The 13620-nt window shown below is 70.3% G+C and carries 14 protein-coding genes; 8 read left to right on the top strand and 6 right to left on the bottom strand.

Features of this window, described 5'->3' with window-relative positions; all coding sequences use genetic code 11:
* Complete coding sequence (ftsY, locus tag H610_RS0103575; protein WP_028238402.1) at window positions 1-1296, bottom strand: signal recognition particle-docking protein FtsY; 1296 nt, start codon at window positions 1294-1296, stop codon at window positions 1-3.
* A 207-nt stretch (window positions 1297-1503) separates the two neighbouring features.
* Here ftsY and H610_RS0103570 point away from each other — a divergent pair, with 207 nt between their 5' ends.
* The 4 genes from H610_RS0103570 to H610_RS23195 all read left to right on the top strand — a co-directional run bounded on the left by H610_RS0103570 (window position 1504) and on the right by H610_RS23195 (window position 6157).
* Complete coding sequence (locus H610_RS0103570; RefSeq protein WP_028238401.1) at window positions 1504-2859, top strand: M16 family metallopeptidase; 1356 nt, start codon at window positions 1504-1506, stop codon at window positions 2857-2859.
* A complete protein-coding gene (locus tag H610_RS0103565; RefSeq protein WP_028238400.1) occupies window positions 2852-4306 on the top strand; it encodes a M16 family metallopeptidase in 1455 nt (484 codons plus the stop codon). Before H610_RS0103570 ends, H610_RS0103565 begins: the two co-directional genes overlap by 8 nt.
* Window positions 4307-4903, top strand: a complete 597-nt coding sequence (gene rsmD, locus H610_RS0103560) for a 16S rRNA (guanine(966)-N(2))-methyltransferase RsmD (protein WP_028238399.1) — start codon at window positions 4307-4309, stop codon at window positions 4901-4903.
* 111 nt (window positions 4904-5014) lie between these two features.
* The gene (locus tag H610_RS23195) at window positions 5015-6157 is read left to right on the top strand and encodes a hydrolase (protein WP_330216810.1); all 1143 of its coding nucleotides are present in this window, start codon (window positions 5015-5017) and stop codon (window positions 6155-6157) included.
* Here the strand turns inward: H610_RS23195 and H610_RS0103550 are convergent.
* On the bottom strand, window positions 6055-6726 hold the full coding sequence (locus H610_RS0103550; protein ID WP_028238398.1) for a TetR/AcrR family transcriptional regulator: 672 nt from the start codon (window positions 6724-6726) through the stop codon (window positions 6055-6057). The two genes, H610_RS23195 and H610_RS0103550, sit on opposite strands and share 103 nt — an antisense overlap.
* A gap of 137 nt (window positions 6727-6863) precedes the next feature.
* On the opposite strand from H610_RS0103550, the gene H610_RS0103545 reads away from it, so the two are divergent.
* The 4 genes from H610_RS0103545 (at window position 6864) to ggt (ending at window position 11047) form a co-directional block, all read left to right on the top strand.
* The gene (locus tag H610_RS0103545) at window positions 6864-8294 is read left to right on the top strand and encodes a coniferyl aldehyde dehydrogenase (RefSeq protein ID WP_028238397.1); all 1431 of its coding nucleotides are present in this window, start codon (window positions 6864-6866) and stop codon (window positions 8292-8294) included.
* Between the two features lie 132 nt (window positions 8295-8426).
* Window positions 8427-8909, top strand: a complete 483-nt coding sequence (coaD, locus tag H610_RS0103540; protein ID WP_028238396.1) for a pantetheine-phosphate adenylyltransferase — start codon at window positions 8427-8429, stop codon at window positions 8907-8909.
* Between the two features lie 129 nt (window positions 8910-9038).
* Window positions 9039-9290 (top strand): YfhL family 4Fe-4S dicluster ferredoxin, encoded by a 252-nt coding sequence (locus tag H610_RS0103535; RefSeq protein ID WP_028238395.1) that lies wholly within the window; start codon window positions 9039-9041, stop codon window positions 9288-9290.
* Between the two features lie 50 nt (window positions 9291-9340).
* Window positions 9341-11047, top strand: a complete 1707-nt coding sequence (gene ggt / locus H610_RS0103530; RefSeq protein ID WP_028238394.1) for a gamma-glutamyltransferase — start codon at window positions 9341-9343, stop codon at window positions 11045-11047.
* 146 nt (window positions 11048-11193) lie between these two features.
* Here ggt and H610_RS0103525 read toward each other — a convergent pair whose 3' ends face one another.
* The 4 genes from H610_RS0103525 to msrB all read right to left on the bottom strand — a co-directional run bounded on the left by H610_RS0103525 (window position 11194) and on the right by msrB (window position 13515).
* The gene (locus tag H610_RS0103525) at window positions 11194-11535 is read right to left on the bottom strand and encodes a hypothetical protein (protein WP_028238393.1); all 342 of its coding nucleotides are present in this window, start codon (window positions 11533-11535) and stop codon (window positions 11194-11196) included.
* Between the two features lie 118 nt (window positions 11536-11653).
* On the bottom strand, window positions 11654-12466 hold the full coding sequence (mutM, locus tag H610_RS0103520) for a bifunctional DNA-formamidopyrimidine glycosylase/DNA-(apurinic or apyrimidinic site) lyase (RefSeq protein ID WP_028238392.1): 813 nt from the start codon (window positions 12464-12466) through the stop codon (window positions 11654-11656).
* A 65-nt stretch (window positions 12467-12531) separates the two neighbouring features.
* Window positions 12532-13074: a peptide-methionine (S)-S-oxide reductase MsrA gene (msrA, locus tag H610_RS0103515; protein ID WP_028238391.1), complete on the bottom strand. Its 543-nt coding sequence runs from the start codon at window positions 13072-13074 to the stop codon at window positions 12532-12534.
* An 18-nt stretch (window positions 13075-13092) separates the two neighbouring features.
* Window positions 13093-13515, bottom strand: a complete 423-nt coding sequence (msrB, locus tag H610_RS0103510) for a peptide-methionine (R)-S-oxide reductase MsrB (RefSeq protein WP_028238390.1) — start codon at window positions 13513-13515, stop codon at window positions 13093-13095.
* Window positions 13516-13620: the final 105 nt, after the last annotated feature.

Genomic DNA, 13620 nt, shown 5'->3' with positions numbered 1-13620 from the left:
TCAGGCCCCTTTTTCCGTGAACAGGGCCTGGACGAAGGCATCGGCCTCGAAGGTGCGCAGGTCGTCGATGGCCTCGCCGACGCCGATGAAGCGGATCGGGATGCCGAACTGCTTGGCCAGCGCGAAGATCACCCCGCCCTTGGCCGTGCCGTCGAGCTTGGTCAGCGCCAGCCCGGTGAGCGCCACGGCCTGGTTGAACTGCTTGGTCTGGCTGATGGCGTTCTGCCCGGTGCCGGCGTCGAGCACCAGCAGCACCTCGTGCGGCGCCGTCTCGTCGAGCTTGCCGATCACCCGGCGGACCTTCTTCAGCTCCTCCATGAGGTTGTCCTTGGTGTGCAGGCGCCCGGCGGTGTCGGCGATCAGCACGTCGATGCCGCGCGCCTTGGCCGCCTGCACGGCGTCGAAGATCACCGAGGCGGAGTCGGCGCCGGTGTGCTGGGCGATCACCGGGATGGCGTTGCGCTCGCCCCACACCTGCAGCTGCTCGACCGCCGCGGCGCGAAAGGTATCGCCGGCGGCGAGCATGACCTTCTTGCCGTCGCGCTGCAGCTTCTTGGCCAGCTTGCCGATGGTGGTGGTCTTGCCGACGCCGTTCACGCCGACCACCAGGATCACGTAGGGCTGGCGTCCGGCATCGACCTGCAGCGGCTGCTCGACCGGCCGCAGCAGGCCGGCGAGCTCTTCCTGCAGCGCCTTGTATAGCGCGCCGCTGTCGTTCAGCTCCTTGCGCGCGACGCGGCGGGTGAGGTTCTGCAGGATGACCGCGGTGGCCTCGACGCCGACGTCGGCCATCAGCAGGCGCGTCTCGATCTCTTCGAGCAGTTCGTCGTCGATGGCCTTCTTGCCGAGAAACAGGCTGGCCATGCCCTCGCCGAGGCTGGCGCTGGTCTTCGACAGGCCCTGGCGCAGGCGGGCGAAGAAGCCGGCCTTGACCGGCGGCTCCGGTGTTTCCGGCTCCTCGATCGGGGCGGGCTCGGGCGTGGGCTCCTCGATCGGCTCGTCGGCGGGCTCGGGTTCGGGCTCCGGTTCCGACTCGGATTGCGGCGCCGGCTCGAGCACCGGCTGCAGTTCGGCGAGCAGCTCGGCACGGGACGGCTCTTCGGGCGCGGTCGGCTCGACCAGTTCCTCGACCGCCTGCCGGTCGGGTTTCTCGGCATACGGCTGGCTGTCTTCCAGCGGCTCGGTGGCCGGCGGTTCGGCGGCCGGCGTCTGCGGCTTGCGGCGGAACCAGCCGAACAGGCCCTTTTTCTCAGCGGATTCGGCGGGCGTCTTCTTGTCGTCGTCGGAACCAAACATGGAGAAGTCATTCTCAAAAGGCGAACGCCGGCGCCGGGGCACCGGCCAGACGGTGGAGTATCCTAGCACCTCGCCCGCCGGCTGCGCTAAACCGGCCGGCACCGCATCCCCGGCCCCGTCATCGGCTTTGACTCGCTGCGGTGCGTCGGTACCATGGCCCGGGTTCCCGGCCCGATGCGGGACCCACCCCCTGCAAGAGCACCGACTATGACCCTCACGCTCCGCCCTGTCGCGGCCCTGCTGCTCGGACTGCTGTGCCTTCCCGTCTGGAGCTGGGCGGCAGATCCGCAGCCCACCCACGAATTCACCCTCGACAACGGCCTCAAGGTGATCGTGCGCGAGGACCACCGCGCCCCGGTGGTGGTCTCGCAGCTCTGGTACAAGGTCGGCTCGAGCTACGAGCATCCCGGCCAGACCGGGCTGTCCCACGCGCTCGAGCACATGATGTTCAAGGGCAGCCGCAAGCTCGGCCCCGGCGAGGCCTCGCGCATACTGCGCGAACTCGGCGCCGAGGAGAACGCCTTCACCAGCGACGACTACACCGCCTACTACCAGGTGCTGGCACGCGACCGCCTGGCCGTGGCCTTCGAGCTGGAGGCCGACCGCATGGCCAGCCTCAGACTGCCGCCGGAGGAGTTCGAGCGGGAGATCCAGGTGATCATGGAGGAGCGCCGGCTGCGCACCGACGACAAGCCCAGCTCGCTGGCCTACGAGCGCTTCCAGACCCTGGCCTTCCCCGCCAGCAGCTACCGCATTCCCACCATCGGCTGGATGGCCGACCTCCAGCGCATGAGCGTCGAGGAGCTGCGCGCCTGGTACGAGGCCTGGTACGCACCGAACAACGCGACCCTGGTGGTGGTCGGCGACGTCGGCGTGGACGAGGTACGCACCCTGGCCGAACGCTATTTCGGCCCGATCGCCAAGCGTACGGTGCCGGTGGCGAAAAAGCCGCTGGAACTCGCGGAGCCGGGCGAGCGGCGCCTGACCCTGCACCTGAAGACCCAGCTGCCGAGCCTGCTGATGGCCTTCAACGTGCCGAGTCTCTCGACCCTCGAGCAGCCCGCGCCGATCCATGCCCTGCGCCTGATCGGCGCGCTGCTCGACGGCGGCTACAGCGCGCGACTGCCGTCGCGGCTCGAGCGCGACCAGGAGCTGGTCACCAGCGCCTCGTCCTGGTACGACGCCTACACCCGCGGCGACAGCCTGTTCGTACTCAGCGCCGCACCCAACGTGCAGAAGGGGCACACGCTGGCCGAGGCCGAAGCGGCGCTCTGGCGCGAACTCGAGGCCCTGCAGAAGGAGCCGCCGAGCGAGGCGGAGCTCGAGCGCGTGCGCGCCCAGGTGATCGCCGGGCTGGTGTTCGAGCGCGACTCCATCACCCAGCAGGCCACCACCATCGGCCGGCTGGAAGCGGTCGGCCTGTCCTGGCGGCTGATGGACCAGGAGCTCTCCGCGCTGGAAGCGGTGACTCCACAGGACATCCAGCAGGCCGCCCGCACCTACTTCACCCGCTCGCGGCTGAGCGTCGCCCACGTGCTGCCGGAGGAATCCAGCGATGAATGAACGCAAAGGCCTGCGCCACCTGCTCGGGCTCGGCCTGCTGGCGCTGTTGTGGACCGCCGCGACCACCGTCCAGGCGGAGGAAGGACGCAGCTCCCGGCTCGAATCGCTCGCCGCCCTCGGCGACCAGCCGCTGGCCCGGCGCACCCTCGACATCCAGCGCTGGACCACCGCCGAAGGCGCCCGGGTGCTGTTCGTCGAGGCTCACCAGCTGCCGATGTTCGACCTGCGCCTGACCTTCGCCGCCGGCAGCAGCCAGGACGGCGGCCGCCCGGGGCTGGCGCTGCTGACCAACGCCATGCTCAACGAGGGCGTCGAGGGCAAGGACGTCACGGCCATCGCCCAGGGCTTCGAGGGCCTGGGCGCCGAGTTCGGCAACGGCGCCTACCGCGACATGGCCATCGCCAGCCTGCGCAGCCTCAGCGAGGCGGACAAGCGCGAGCCCGCCCTGGCGCTGTTCAGCGAGGTGGTGGGACGGCCGACCTTCCCAGCCGACTCGCTGGCGCGGATCAAGAACCAGCTCCTGGCCGGCTTCGAGTTCCAGAAGCAGAACCCCGGCAAGCTGGCCAGCATCCGGCTGTTCGGCGAGCTCTATGGTGCACACCCCTACGCGCACCCGAGCGAGGGCACGCCGGAGACGGTGCCGGGCTTCACCGTCGCCGACCTCGAGGCCTTCCACCGGCGCGCCTACGCCGCCGGCAACGTCGTCATCGCGCTGGTCGGTGACCTCTCCAGGGCCGACGCCGAGGCGGTCGCCGCGCAGGTCTCGGCCGCGCTGCCGAAGGGCCCGGCGCTGCCGAAGCCGTCGACCCCGACGGCACCGGCACCCGGCAGCCACCCGATCGATTTCCCCTCCAACCAGACGCACCTGCTGCTGGCGCAACTCGGCGTCGCCCGCGGCGACCCGGACTACCCGGCGCTCTACCTGGGCAACCAGGTGCTCGGCGGCGGCGGCTTCGGCACCCGCCTGATGGAAGAGGTGCGGGAAAAGCGCGGCCTGACCTACGGCGTCTACTCCGGCTTCAGCCCGATGGCCGCCACCGGCCCGTTCATGATCAACCTGCAGACCCGCGCGGAGCTCGCCGAAGGCACGCTGGAACTGGTCCAAGGCCTGGTCCGCGAGTTTCTCGCCGAGGGCCCGAGCGAGGCCGAGCTGGCACGTGCCAAGCGCGAGATCGCCGGCAGCTTCCCGCTGTCGACCGCGAGCAACGCCGATATCGTCGGGCAGCTCGGCAGCATCGGCTTCTACGACCTGCCGCTGACCTACCTGGAGGACTTCATGCAGCAGATCCAGGCGCTGACGGTCGAACAGGTGAAGGCGGCGATGCAGCGCCACCTCGACCCGGACGGCTTCGTCGTCGTCACCGCCGGCCCCACCGTCGAGCAGCGGCCGCTGCCGCCGCCCACCGAGCAACCCGTCGAAGCGCCCAGCGGCGTCCCGGAGCACTGATTGGCCAACCCTCCCATCCGCCCCACCGCGTCGCGCGGGCAGGGCCAGCTACGCATCATCGGCGGCGAGTGGCGTTCGCGCCGCTTCGGCTTTCCCGATGCCGAAGGCCTGCGGCCGACGCCCGACCGGGTGCGCGAGACGCTGTTCAACTGGCTGGCCCCCTACATTTCCGGGGCCCGCGTGCTCGACCCCTTCACCGGCAGCGGCGCGCTCTACCTCGAGGCCCTGTCGCGCGGCGCCAGCATGGCGCTGGCGCTGGACGTGAACGCCAACGCCATCGCCAGCCTGCGCAAGCACCTCGACACCCTCAACTGCGGCCAGGGTCAGCTGCTGCAGAGCGACGCCCTGCGCTACCTCGAGCACCAGTCGCCGACGCCCTTCGACCTGGTGTTCCTCGACCCGCCGTTCAACAAGAATCTGTTGCTGCCGACCTGCGCGCTGCTGGAGGACAGGGGCTGGCTGGCCTACCACGCCTGGATCTACACCGAGAGCGAATCGACGCCCTCCGGCCTCGGCCTGCCGACCGGCTGGCGCCTTCACCGGGAAAAGAAGGCCGGCAACGTGCACTATGCGTTGTGGGAGCGCAATTCCGGCTAGCGGCAGGCGGCAGGCGGCAGGCGGCAGGCGGCAGGCGGCAGGGAGCGTGGGGGCAAGTAATCCGCCGTTCAACCAACCGATCTTCAACCCAACCGATCTAGAGGAGCCCAGGTGTCCGTCGTGCTTTCCAGGGTCGGCGCGCCAGCCGATGACGATGCGCCCTTCGCGCCGGCCTGGTGGCTGCCCGGGCCGCATCTGCAGACGCTCTGGGGCCCGTTCTGCCGTCAGGGCGAGGCGCTGGTGCGCCGCCGCGAGCGGCTGTGGCTGGCCGACGGCGACTTCCTCGACCTCGACTGGCACGCCGAAGACCACCGCCAGGCACCGCTGGTGCTGGTGCTGCACGGGCTGACCGGCTCATCCGACTCGCACTACGTGCTCGGCCTGCAGGGCCGCCTGGCGGCACGCGGCTGGACCAGCGTGGCGGCGAACTGGCGCGGCTGCTCGGGCGAGCCCAACCTGCTGCCGCGCGCCTACCACTCCGGCGCCAGCGACGACCTGGCCGAGGTCATCGCCCACCTGCAATACAGCCATCCCGGCCGGCCGCTGTTCGCCGTGGGCTACTCGCTCGGCGGCAACGTGCTGCTCAAGCACCTGGGCGAGAGCGGCGACGCCTGCCCGCTGAGCGGCGCGGTAGCGGTCTCGGTGCCCTTCCGCCTGGACCAGTGCGCCGACCGCGTCGGGCTCGGCTTCTCGCGCCTCTACCAGGCCCACTTCATGCGCGCGATGGTCGACTACGTGCAGGTCAAGCTGCAGCGCTTCCGGCATGAGGGGCTGCATGACCACTTCGCCGCGCTGGAGAAACTCGGCCCGCTGAAGGGCATGCGCACCTTCTGGGACTTCGACGGACGGATCACCGCGCCGCTGCACGGCTTCACCGATGCCGACGACTACTACCGCCGCTCGTCCAGCCGCTACTACCTGGGCGGCATCCGCGTGCCGACGCTGCTGATCCAGTCCGCCGACGATCCCTTCGTGTTCCCCCACAGCCTGCCGGCGGCCGAGGAGCTGTCGGCCAGCACCCGCCTGGAACTGCACGCCCGCGGCGGGCACGTCGGCTTCGTCGAGGGCACGCCCTGGCGGCCCGGCTACTACCTGGAGCGACGGATACCGGCCTGGCTGGCGGAGACCTTCGGCCAGTCGCCGGCGGGCGTTCAGAGCAATTCCGACAACGGCACGTGCAGCCGCGCCTGCAACGCCCGCACGGCGTCGCGCGAGTCCGCCGTGACGAAGCCCTCCTCAAGCGCCAGCACCTGATAGATCCCGCGCCGCAGCAGCGGTTCGCCGAGGTCGCCGGCGTGCCCGCCGACCGTGCAGAGAAAGCGCACCCAGGAGGTCATGACGATCCAGCCGTTGAGCGTCAGCGCCTCGATCTGCGCCGGGTCCATGCGCAGGATGCCGGCCTCCACGAAGCCCCGATAGATCGCCTGGGCGCCGGTCAGGCAGCGCCTTGCGAACGCCCGGTAGCGCGCCGCCAGCGCCGGGTCGGCCTCCAGCAGGTGTTCCAGGTCGCGATGCAGGAAGCGGTAGCGCCACATGCCCGCCAGCAGCGCCTCCAGATAGCGGGTCTTGTCCGCGATGGTCGGCACCCGGCCGTCGGGCAGGCGCAGGAAGCCGTCGACCAACGCCTCGTAGCCGGCGAACAGCTCCGCCACGATCGCCTGCTTGTTCGGGAAGTGGTAGTACAGGTTGCCCGGCGAGATGCCCAGGTGCGCGGCGATATGGTTGGTCGTCACGCTGCGTTCGCCCTGGGCGTTGAACAGCTCGAGGCTGGCCTGGACGATGCGATCGCGCGTGTTCGGTCGGGCAGTGGCTCTGGGCGCCATGGTCGGTGTCGGGGCTCCGCGGGGAGCGGTAAAAGTACACCCTGCGCGGAACGGCGGACACCCGCATTGACACGCTAGAGCAATTGCTCTAAATCTTCGCCACCAAGGCCATACAAGAACGCCAACGGAGCCACCGCATGCTCGCCGACGTCAGCTACCTCGAGCCGTCCCACCCGCCGGCCACCCAGCTGCGGATGCAGCTCGAGCGCCAGCGCGCCGCCTTCCTGGCCCACCCGATGCCCGGGCTCGACGAGCGCCTGCAAGCGCTCGAGGCCCTGCGCCACCTACTCGACCTCAACCAGCAGGCGCTCGCCGCGGCGGTCTCGGAAGACTTCGGCAACCGCTCGGTCGACGAGACCCTGCTCGCCGAGCTCATGCCCAGCCTGCACGGCATCCGTTACACCCGCAGGCGCCTGCGCGGCTGGATGAAACCCTCGCGGCGCGCGGTCGGCATGGCCTTCCAGCCGGCCACGGCCAAGGTGGTGTACCAGCCGCTCGGCGTGGTCGGCATCATCGTGCCCTGGAACTACCCGCTGTTCCTCGCCCTCGCCCCACTGGTCGGCGCGCTGGCGGCCGGCAACCGGGTGATGATCAAGATGAGCGAATCGACGCCAGCCACCGGGCGCCTGCTCAGGGAACTGCTGGCCGGGATCTTCCCCGAGGACCAGGTGGCCGTGGTGCTCGGCGGGCCGGAAGTGGGCATCGCCTTCTCGCAACTGCCATTCGACCACCTGCTGTTCACCGGCGGCACCTCGGTCGGCCGCGAGGTCATGCGTGCCGCGGCGCAGAACCTCACCCCGGTGACCCTGGAACTCGGCGGCAAGTCGCCGGCCATCGTCTCGGTCGACGTGCCGCTGGACGACGCGGCCGAGCGGATCGCCTTCGGCAAGACACTCAACGCCGGGCAGACCTGCGTCGCGCCGGACTACGTGCTGGTGCCGGAGGAGCGCGTGGCAGGCTTCGTCGAAGCCTACAACCGGGCCCTGACGCGCTTCTTCCCGACCCTGGCCGACAACCCGGACTACACCACCCTCATCAACGAGCGCCAGCTGGCCCGCCTGCAGGGCTACCTCGACGACGCCCGGGCCAAGGGCGCGCAGGTGATCTCGCCGTTCCCCGAAGGCCAGGGCCGGCGCCTGCCGCACAGCCTGCTGCTGGACGTGACCGACGACATGCGGGTGATGCAGGAGGAAATCTTCGGGCCGCTGCTGCCGGTCGTGCCCTACGTGCGGATCGACGAGGCGCTGGCCTACATCGCCGCGCGCCCGAGGCCGCTGGCGCTGTACTACTTCGGCTACGACCGGCGCGAGCAGCGGCGCGTGCTCGAGCAGACCCACTCCGGCGGCGTGTGCATCAACGACACCCTGCTGCAGGTCGCCCAGGACGACCTGCCGTTCGGCGGCATCGGCCCCTCGGGCATGGGCCACTACTACGGGCACGAGGGCTTCCTCACCTTCAGCAAGGCCAAGGGCGTGCTGATCAAGCAGCGCTTCAACGCCGCGCGGCTGATCTACCCGCCCTACGGCGGCCCCCTGCAGCGGCTGATCCGCCGGCTGTTCGTGCGCTGACCGGCGCCTCGCCATGCACCAGCGTAGCGCTCGTCGCGGTCGGGCCGCACCCCGGAAGGGCCCCGATGCTTTACGCTGCCGACTGCGAGCCGCTACCATCGCCTCCCCCACGGACCTCCTCAGGACGCCGCGATGAATCGAGTGTTGTACCCGGGCACCTTTGACCCCATCACCAAGGGACATGGCGACCTGGTCGAGCGCGCATCGCGCCTGTTCGACCACGTGATCATCGCGGTGGCCGCCAGCCCGCGGAAGAATCCGCTGTTTTCGCTGGAAGAGCGCGTCGAGCTGGCCCGCGAGGTGACCAGGCACCTGCCGAACGTGGAAGTCGTCGGCTTCTCCAGCCTGCTGGCACACTTCGTCCGCGAACAGAACGCCAACGTGCTGCTGCGCGGCCTGCGTGCGGTGTCCGACTTCGAGTACGAGTTCCAGCTGGCGAACATGAACCGCCAGCTCGCCCCCGAGGTCGAGAGCCTGTTCCTGACCCCGTCGGAAAAATACTCCTACATTTCCTCGACGCTTATCCGCGAGATCGCCCGCCTCGGCGGCGACATCTCGAAGTTCGTCCAGCCGGTGGTGATGGACGCGCTGAACGCCAAGTACCGCCCCGCCTGAAGCGGCGACCGTCCGGCGCCGCCACTCCGGTACGCGTGCACCGGCCGCGGGGATGCGGCACAATCGCGCGCGTTCCAACCTTGACCTGAGCCGTCGCCCCTAACCGGGCACCGGCGGGAGTTTCACCGGATGTCTCTGAAAATCACCGATGACTGCATCAACTGCGACGTATGCGAGCCGGAGTGCCCCAACGGCGCCATCTCGCAGGGCGAGGAGATCTACGTCATCGATCCCAACCTGTGCACCGAATGCGTCGGCCACTATGACGAGCCGCAATGTCAGCAGGTGTGCCCGGTCGACTGCATCCCGCTCGACGACAACAACGTCGAGACCAAGGAGCAGCTGATGCAGAAGTACCTGATCATCACCAGCAAGGCCTGAGCGTGCCCGCGCACCGGCCCAGCCCGCTCTTCCCCCGCGCCGGCTGGCCGGTGCGTCGCCCCCTCCTCTCCTCCGCCCGCGCCCTGCACCGCACCCTGGCGGTCTGCACGGCAGCCCTGCTGCTCGCCGGCCTGGCCGAGGCCCGCGAACCGGGCCAGGCGGCCATCGCCACCGCGCACCCGCTGGCCACCGCGGTCGGCCGCGACATCCTGCTCAAGGGCGGCAACGCCTTCGACGCCGCGGTGGCGGCCAGCGCCGCGCTGGCGGTGGTCGAACCCTACGGCTCCGGCATGGGCGGCGGCGGCTTCTTCCTGCTGCGCCAGGCTGCCGAGCCGGCCGCGTACCGCTTCCTCGACGCCCGCGAGCGTGCGCCGCTGGCCGCCACCGCGGACCTCTACCTGCGCGACGGCAAGCCGGTGCGCGCGCTTTCCCTGAACGGCCCGCTGGCGGCCGCCATCCCCGGGCTGCCGGCCGCCTGGGTGGAGTTGGCACAGGATCATGGCCGCCTGCCGCTAGCCACCAGCCTGGCCCCGGCCATCGGACTGGCGCGCGAGGGCTTCGAGGTCGATGCCGTCTATCGCGAGCGCGCCGGCTGGCGCCTCTCGGCACTGCGCGACGACCCGGAAAGCGCACGGCTGTTCCTGCTCGACGGCGAACTGCCGCCGCTCGGCCACCGCCTGCGCCAGCCGGAACTGGCGCGCACCCTCGAGCGCCTGGCCCGCGAAGGGCGCGACGGCTTCTACGCCGGCGAGGTCGGCACCCGGCTGGTCGAGGGCGTGCGGGCCGCCGGCGGCATCTGGAGCGCCGAGGACCTCGCGCAGTACCGCACCGTCACCCGCGAGCCCCTGCGCTTCCCGCTCTCCGAGGGACGCGAGCTGATCAGCGCGCCACCGCCCTCGGCCGGCGGCGTGGCCATCGCCCAGAGCCTCGGCCTGCTGGAGCGGCTGGACTGGCAGGCGGCCGACCCGGTGCGGCGCGCGCACCTGGTGGTCGAGTCCCTGCGTCGGGCCTATCGCGACCGCAGCCTGCTCGGCGACCCGGACCACGTCGAGGTACCGGTCGGGGCACTGCTCGACGCCCGCTACCTGGACCGGCTCGCCGCCGGCATCGATCCGCGCAAGGCCACGCCGAGCAGCGCCCTGCCGCCGGCGCCGGCCTGGCACGAAGGCGATCACACCACCCACTTCGCGGTGATGGATGCCGAAGGCAACGCGGTCGCCGCCACCCTGTCGCTGAACCTGATGTTCGGCGCCGCCTTCACCGTGCCCGGCACCGGCGTGCTGCTCAACGACGAGATGGACGACTTCGCCGCCGCCCTCGGCGCACGTAACGCCTACCAGCTCAGCGGCGCCGAGCCGAACCTGATCGCCCCGGGCAAGCGTCCGCTGTCGAGCATGGCCCCGACCTTCATCGAAGGCCCCGACGACCTGGCGAGCTTCGGCACACCGGGTGGCAGCCGCATCCCGAGCATGGTGCTGCTGTCGGCCCTGGCCTACCTGGAGGGCGAACCGGCCGCGACCTGGGCGGCGCGGCGTCGTTATCACCACCAGTACCTCCCGGACGTGATCGAGTACGAGGACGGTGCCTTCACGCCCGAGCAGCACCGGGCGCTCGAGGCCATGGGGCACGGGCTGGAGCCGATGCGACGGGCCTATGGGAACCAGCAGGTGATCCACTGGGACAAGCGCACCGGCGAGGTGGAGGCGGCCAGCGATCCGCGGGGGATTGGGGAGGCGGTGGTGATTCCGGGGCGCTGAGCGCCCGCGGCGCCTCGCAGGAGCGAGGGGACGCCGAATTCTGCCCGCGAATGATGGGTGTAGCGCTGGCGCACGTGACATAGACGTAGGAGCGAGCAGAAACAAAAAGCCGATCCAAGGACCGGCTCTTTTCAACCCAATAAACCTCAGTCGTGCCGATACCCGCTGGTCGTGCACCCCAGGCAGCGCACGAAAGCCGCCTTGCCCGGCTCCACCACCAGCGACTTGCCGGCCTCGCCGATATTTCCGCCCGCGGCGGAGAACGGCAGGCTGATCACGAACAGGCCGGCACCGATCACCGTGGCGCCGATCAGCAGCGGGCGGGCGACCAGCAGGTCGCCGATCATCGAGAAGGCACGCGGCGCTTCGACCTCGTAGGCGGGGTCGCCGCTGATGTTTTGCTGCACGTAATCCTGAGCCTGCGCCGGCAGCGCCGACAGGCCGGTGGTCAGAGCCAGAGCAACGGCGGTGGAGCGGAACAGATTCATGGGTGCGATCCTTCAGCGTGAACGAGCAGTCGGTTGTCGTGCGGCTAACTATAACAGTGGGTGGCCATTTGTCAGCGTGACGGCCGTCAACCCTCGCGGCCACCCGCACGCCCATCGATCAGCGCTGGCAGCGGCCGCAATACACGCTGGCGCGCTGCCCCAGGCGAACCTCGCGCAGGGTGCTGCCACAGGTCTTGCAGAACTCGCCGCCGCGCCCGTAGGCGAACAGTTCCTGCTGGAAGTAGCCGGGTTGGCCGTCACCGCCGACGAAGTCGCGCAGCGTGGTGCCGCCGCGCTCGATGGCATGCGCCAGCACCCGCCGGATCTCCTCGGCCAGCCGCTGGTAGCGCGCCCGCGACACCGAGCCGGCGGCGCGGCGCGGGTCGATGCCGGCGGCGAACAGCGCCTCGGTGGCGTAGATGTTGCCGACCCCGACGACCACCGCGTTGTCCATGATGAACGGCTTGACCGCCATGCTGCGCCCGCGCGAAAGGCGGTACAGGCGCTCGCCGTCGAAGTCCTCGCCGAGCGGCTCCGGCCCCAGGCTGACGAGCAGCGGGTGGGCCAGCGGGTCGCCGCTCCAGAGCATGGCGCCGAAGCGGCGCGGGTCGGTGTAGCGCAGCGCCTGGCCGGAATCGAGCAGCAGGTCGACGTGCTCGTGCTTGCGCGCCGGCAGGCCGCCCTCGACCAGCCGCAGGCTGCCGGACATGCCCAGGTGGACGATCAGGGTGCCGGCCTCGGCGCCGAGCAGCAGGTACTTGGCGCGCCGTTCCACGCGCTCGATGCGCTGGCCGGACAGGCGGCTGTCGAGGTCGTCGGGGATCGGCCAGCGCAGGCGCCGGTCGCGGACGATCACGCGCTCCACACGGCGCCCCAGCAGGTGGGGCTCGATACCGCGGCGGGTGGTTTCGACTTCGGGGAGTTCGGGCATGACGATCGGTGAAGAGCAGAAGGCGGGGCGGCGACCTTAGCAGAACGGCCGGCGCCCGACACCCATCAGGCCCGCAGCTTGTCCAGGTGCAGCTTGCGCAGCTTGGCCACCTTGGGCGCGATCACCGCCTGGCAGTACGGCTGGTAGGGGTTGCGCCGGTAGTAGGCGTAGTGCTCCGGCTCGGCCGGGTAGAAGGCCTCCAGCGGCTGTAGCTCGGTGACGATCGGCGAGTCCCACAGGCCCTGGCCGCCGAGGTCGGCGATGACCTGTTCGGCCACCCGCTTCTGCTCTTCGTCGGCGTAGAGGACGATCGAGCGGTACTGCGGGCCGACGTCCGCGCCCTGGCGATTGGGCGTGGTCGGATCGTGGGTGGTGAAGAACACTTCGAGCAGCTCACGCAGCGAGACCTGCTGCGGGTCGTAGCTGACCTGCACCACCTCGGCGTGGCCGGTGGTCTTCTCGCACACCTGCCGATAGGTCGGGTTCGGCACGTGGCCGCCGGCATAACCGGAAACCACCCGCTCGACACCACGCAGGTTCTCGAACACAGCCTCGACGCACCAGAAGCAGCCGCCGCCCAGGATGATGCTCGCAGATTGGTCCGCCATCGTCTGCGCCCTCCTCGTTCAGGGATTTACCAGCTCGAGGGGCTGGCCCTCGGGCACGTGCTTCATCGCCACCGAATTCATGCAGTAGCGCAGCCCGGTCGGCGGCGGCCCGTCCGGAAAGACGTGGCCCAGATGGCTGTCGCAGCGGCCGCAGCGTACCTCGGTACGCAGCATGCCGTAGGAACGGTCCTGGTACTCGACCACCGCGTCCTCGGTCAGCGCCTGGGTGAAGGATGGCCAGCCGGTGCCGGACTCGAACTTCTCCCCGGACTTGAACAGCGGATTGCCGCAGGCGGCGCAGACGTAGGTGCCCGGCTCCTTGGTCTTCAGGAAGCAGCCGCTGCCCGGCGCTTCGGTGCCGTGCTCGCGCAGCACGTGGAACTCCTCGGGCGTCAGGCGGCTTCGCCATTGCTCGTCGCTCAGGTGCAGCTTGTCGACCATGTGCAGGCTCCTCTGTGGCAAGGGATCGATCGGCGGCGGGCGCCGGAAGACCTCAGAGAGTACGCAGCCGCGCCGTCCGAAGCCAGGCGAAGGCGGCCAGCGGTC

It is taken from the genome of Stutzerimonas azotifigens DSM 17556, assembly GCF_000425625.1.
In the GTDB taxonomy this organism is placed as follows: domain Bacteria; phylum Pseudomonadota; class Gammaproteobacteria; order Pseudomonadales; family Pseudomonadaceae; genus Stutzerimonas; species Stutzerimonas azotifigens.
Note: the sequence above shows the minus strand (reverse complement) of the source record. Positions and strands in the feature narration are given on the sequence as shown.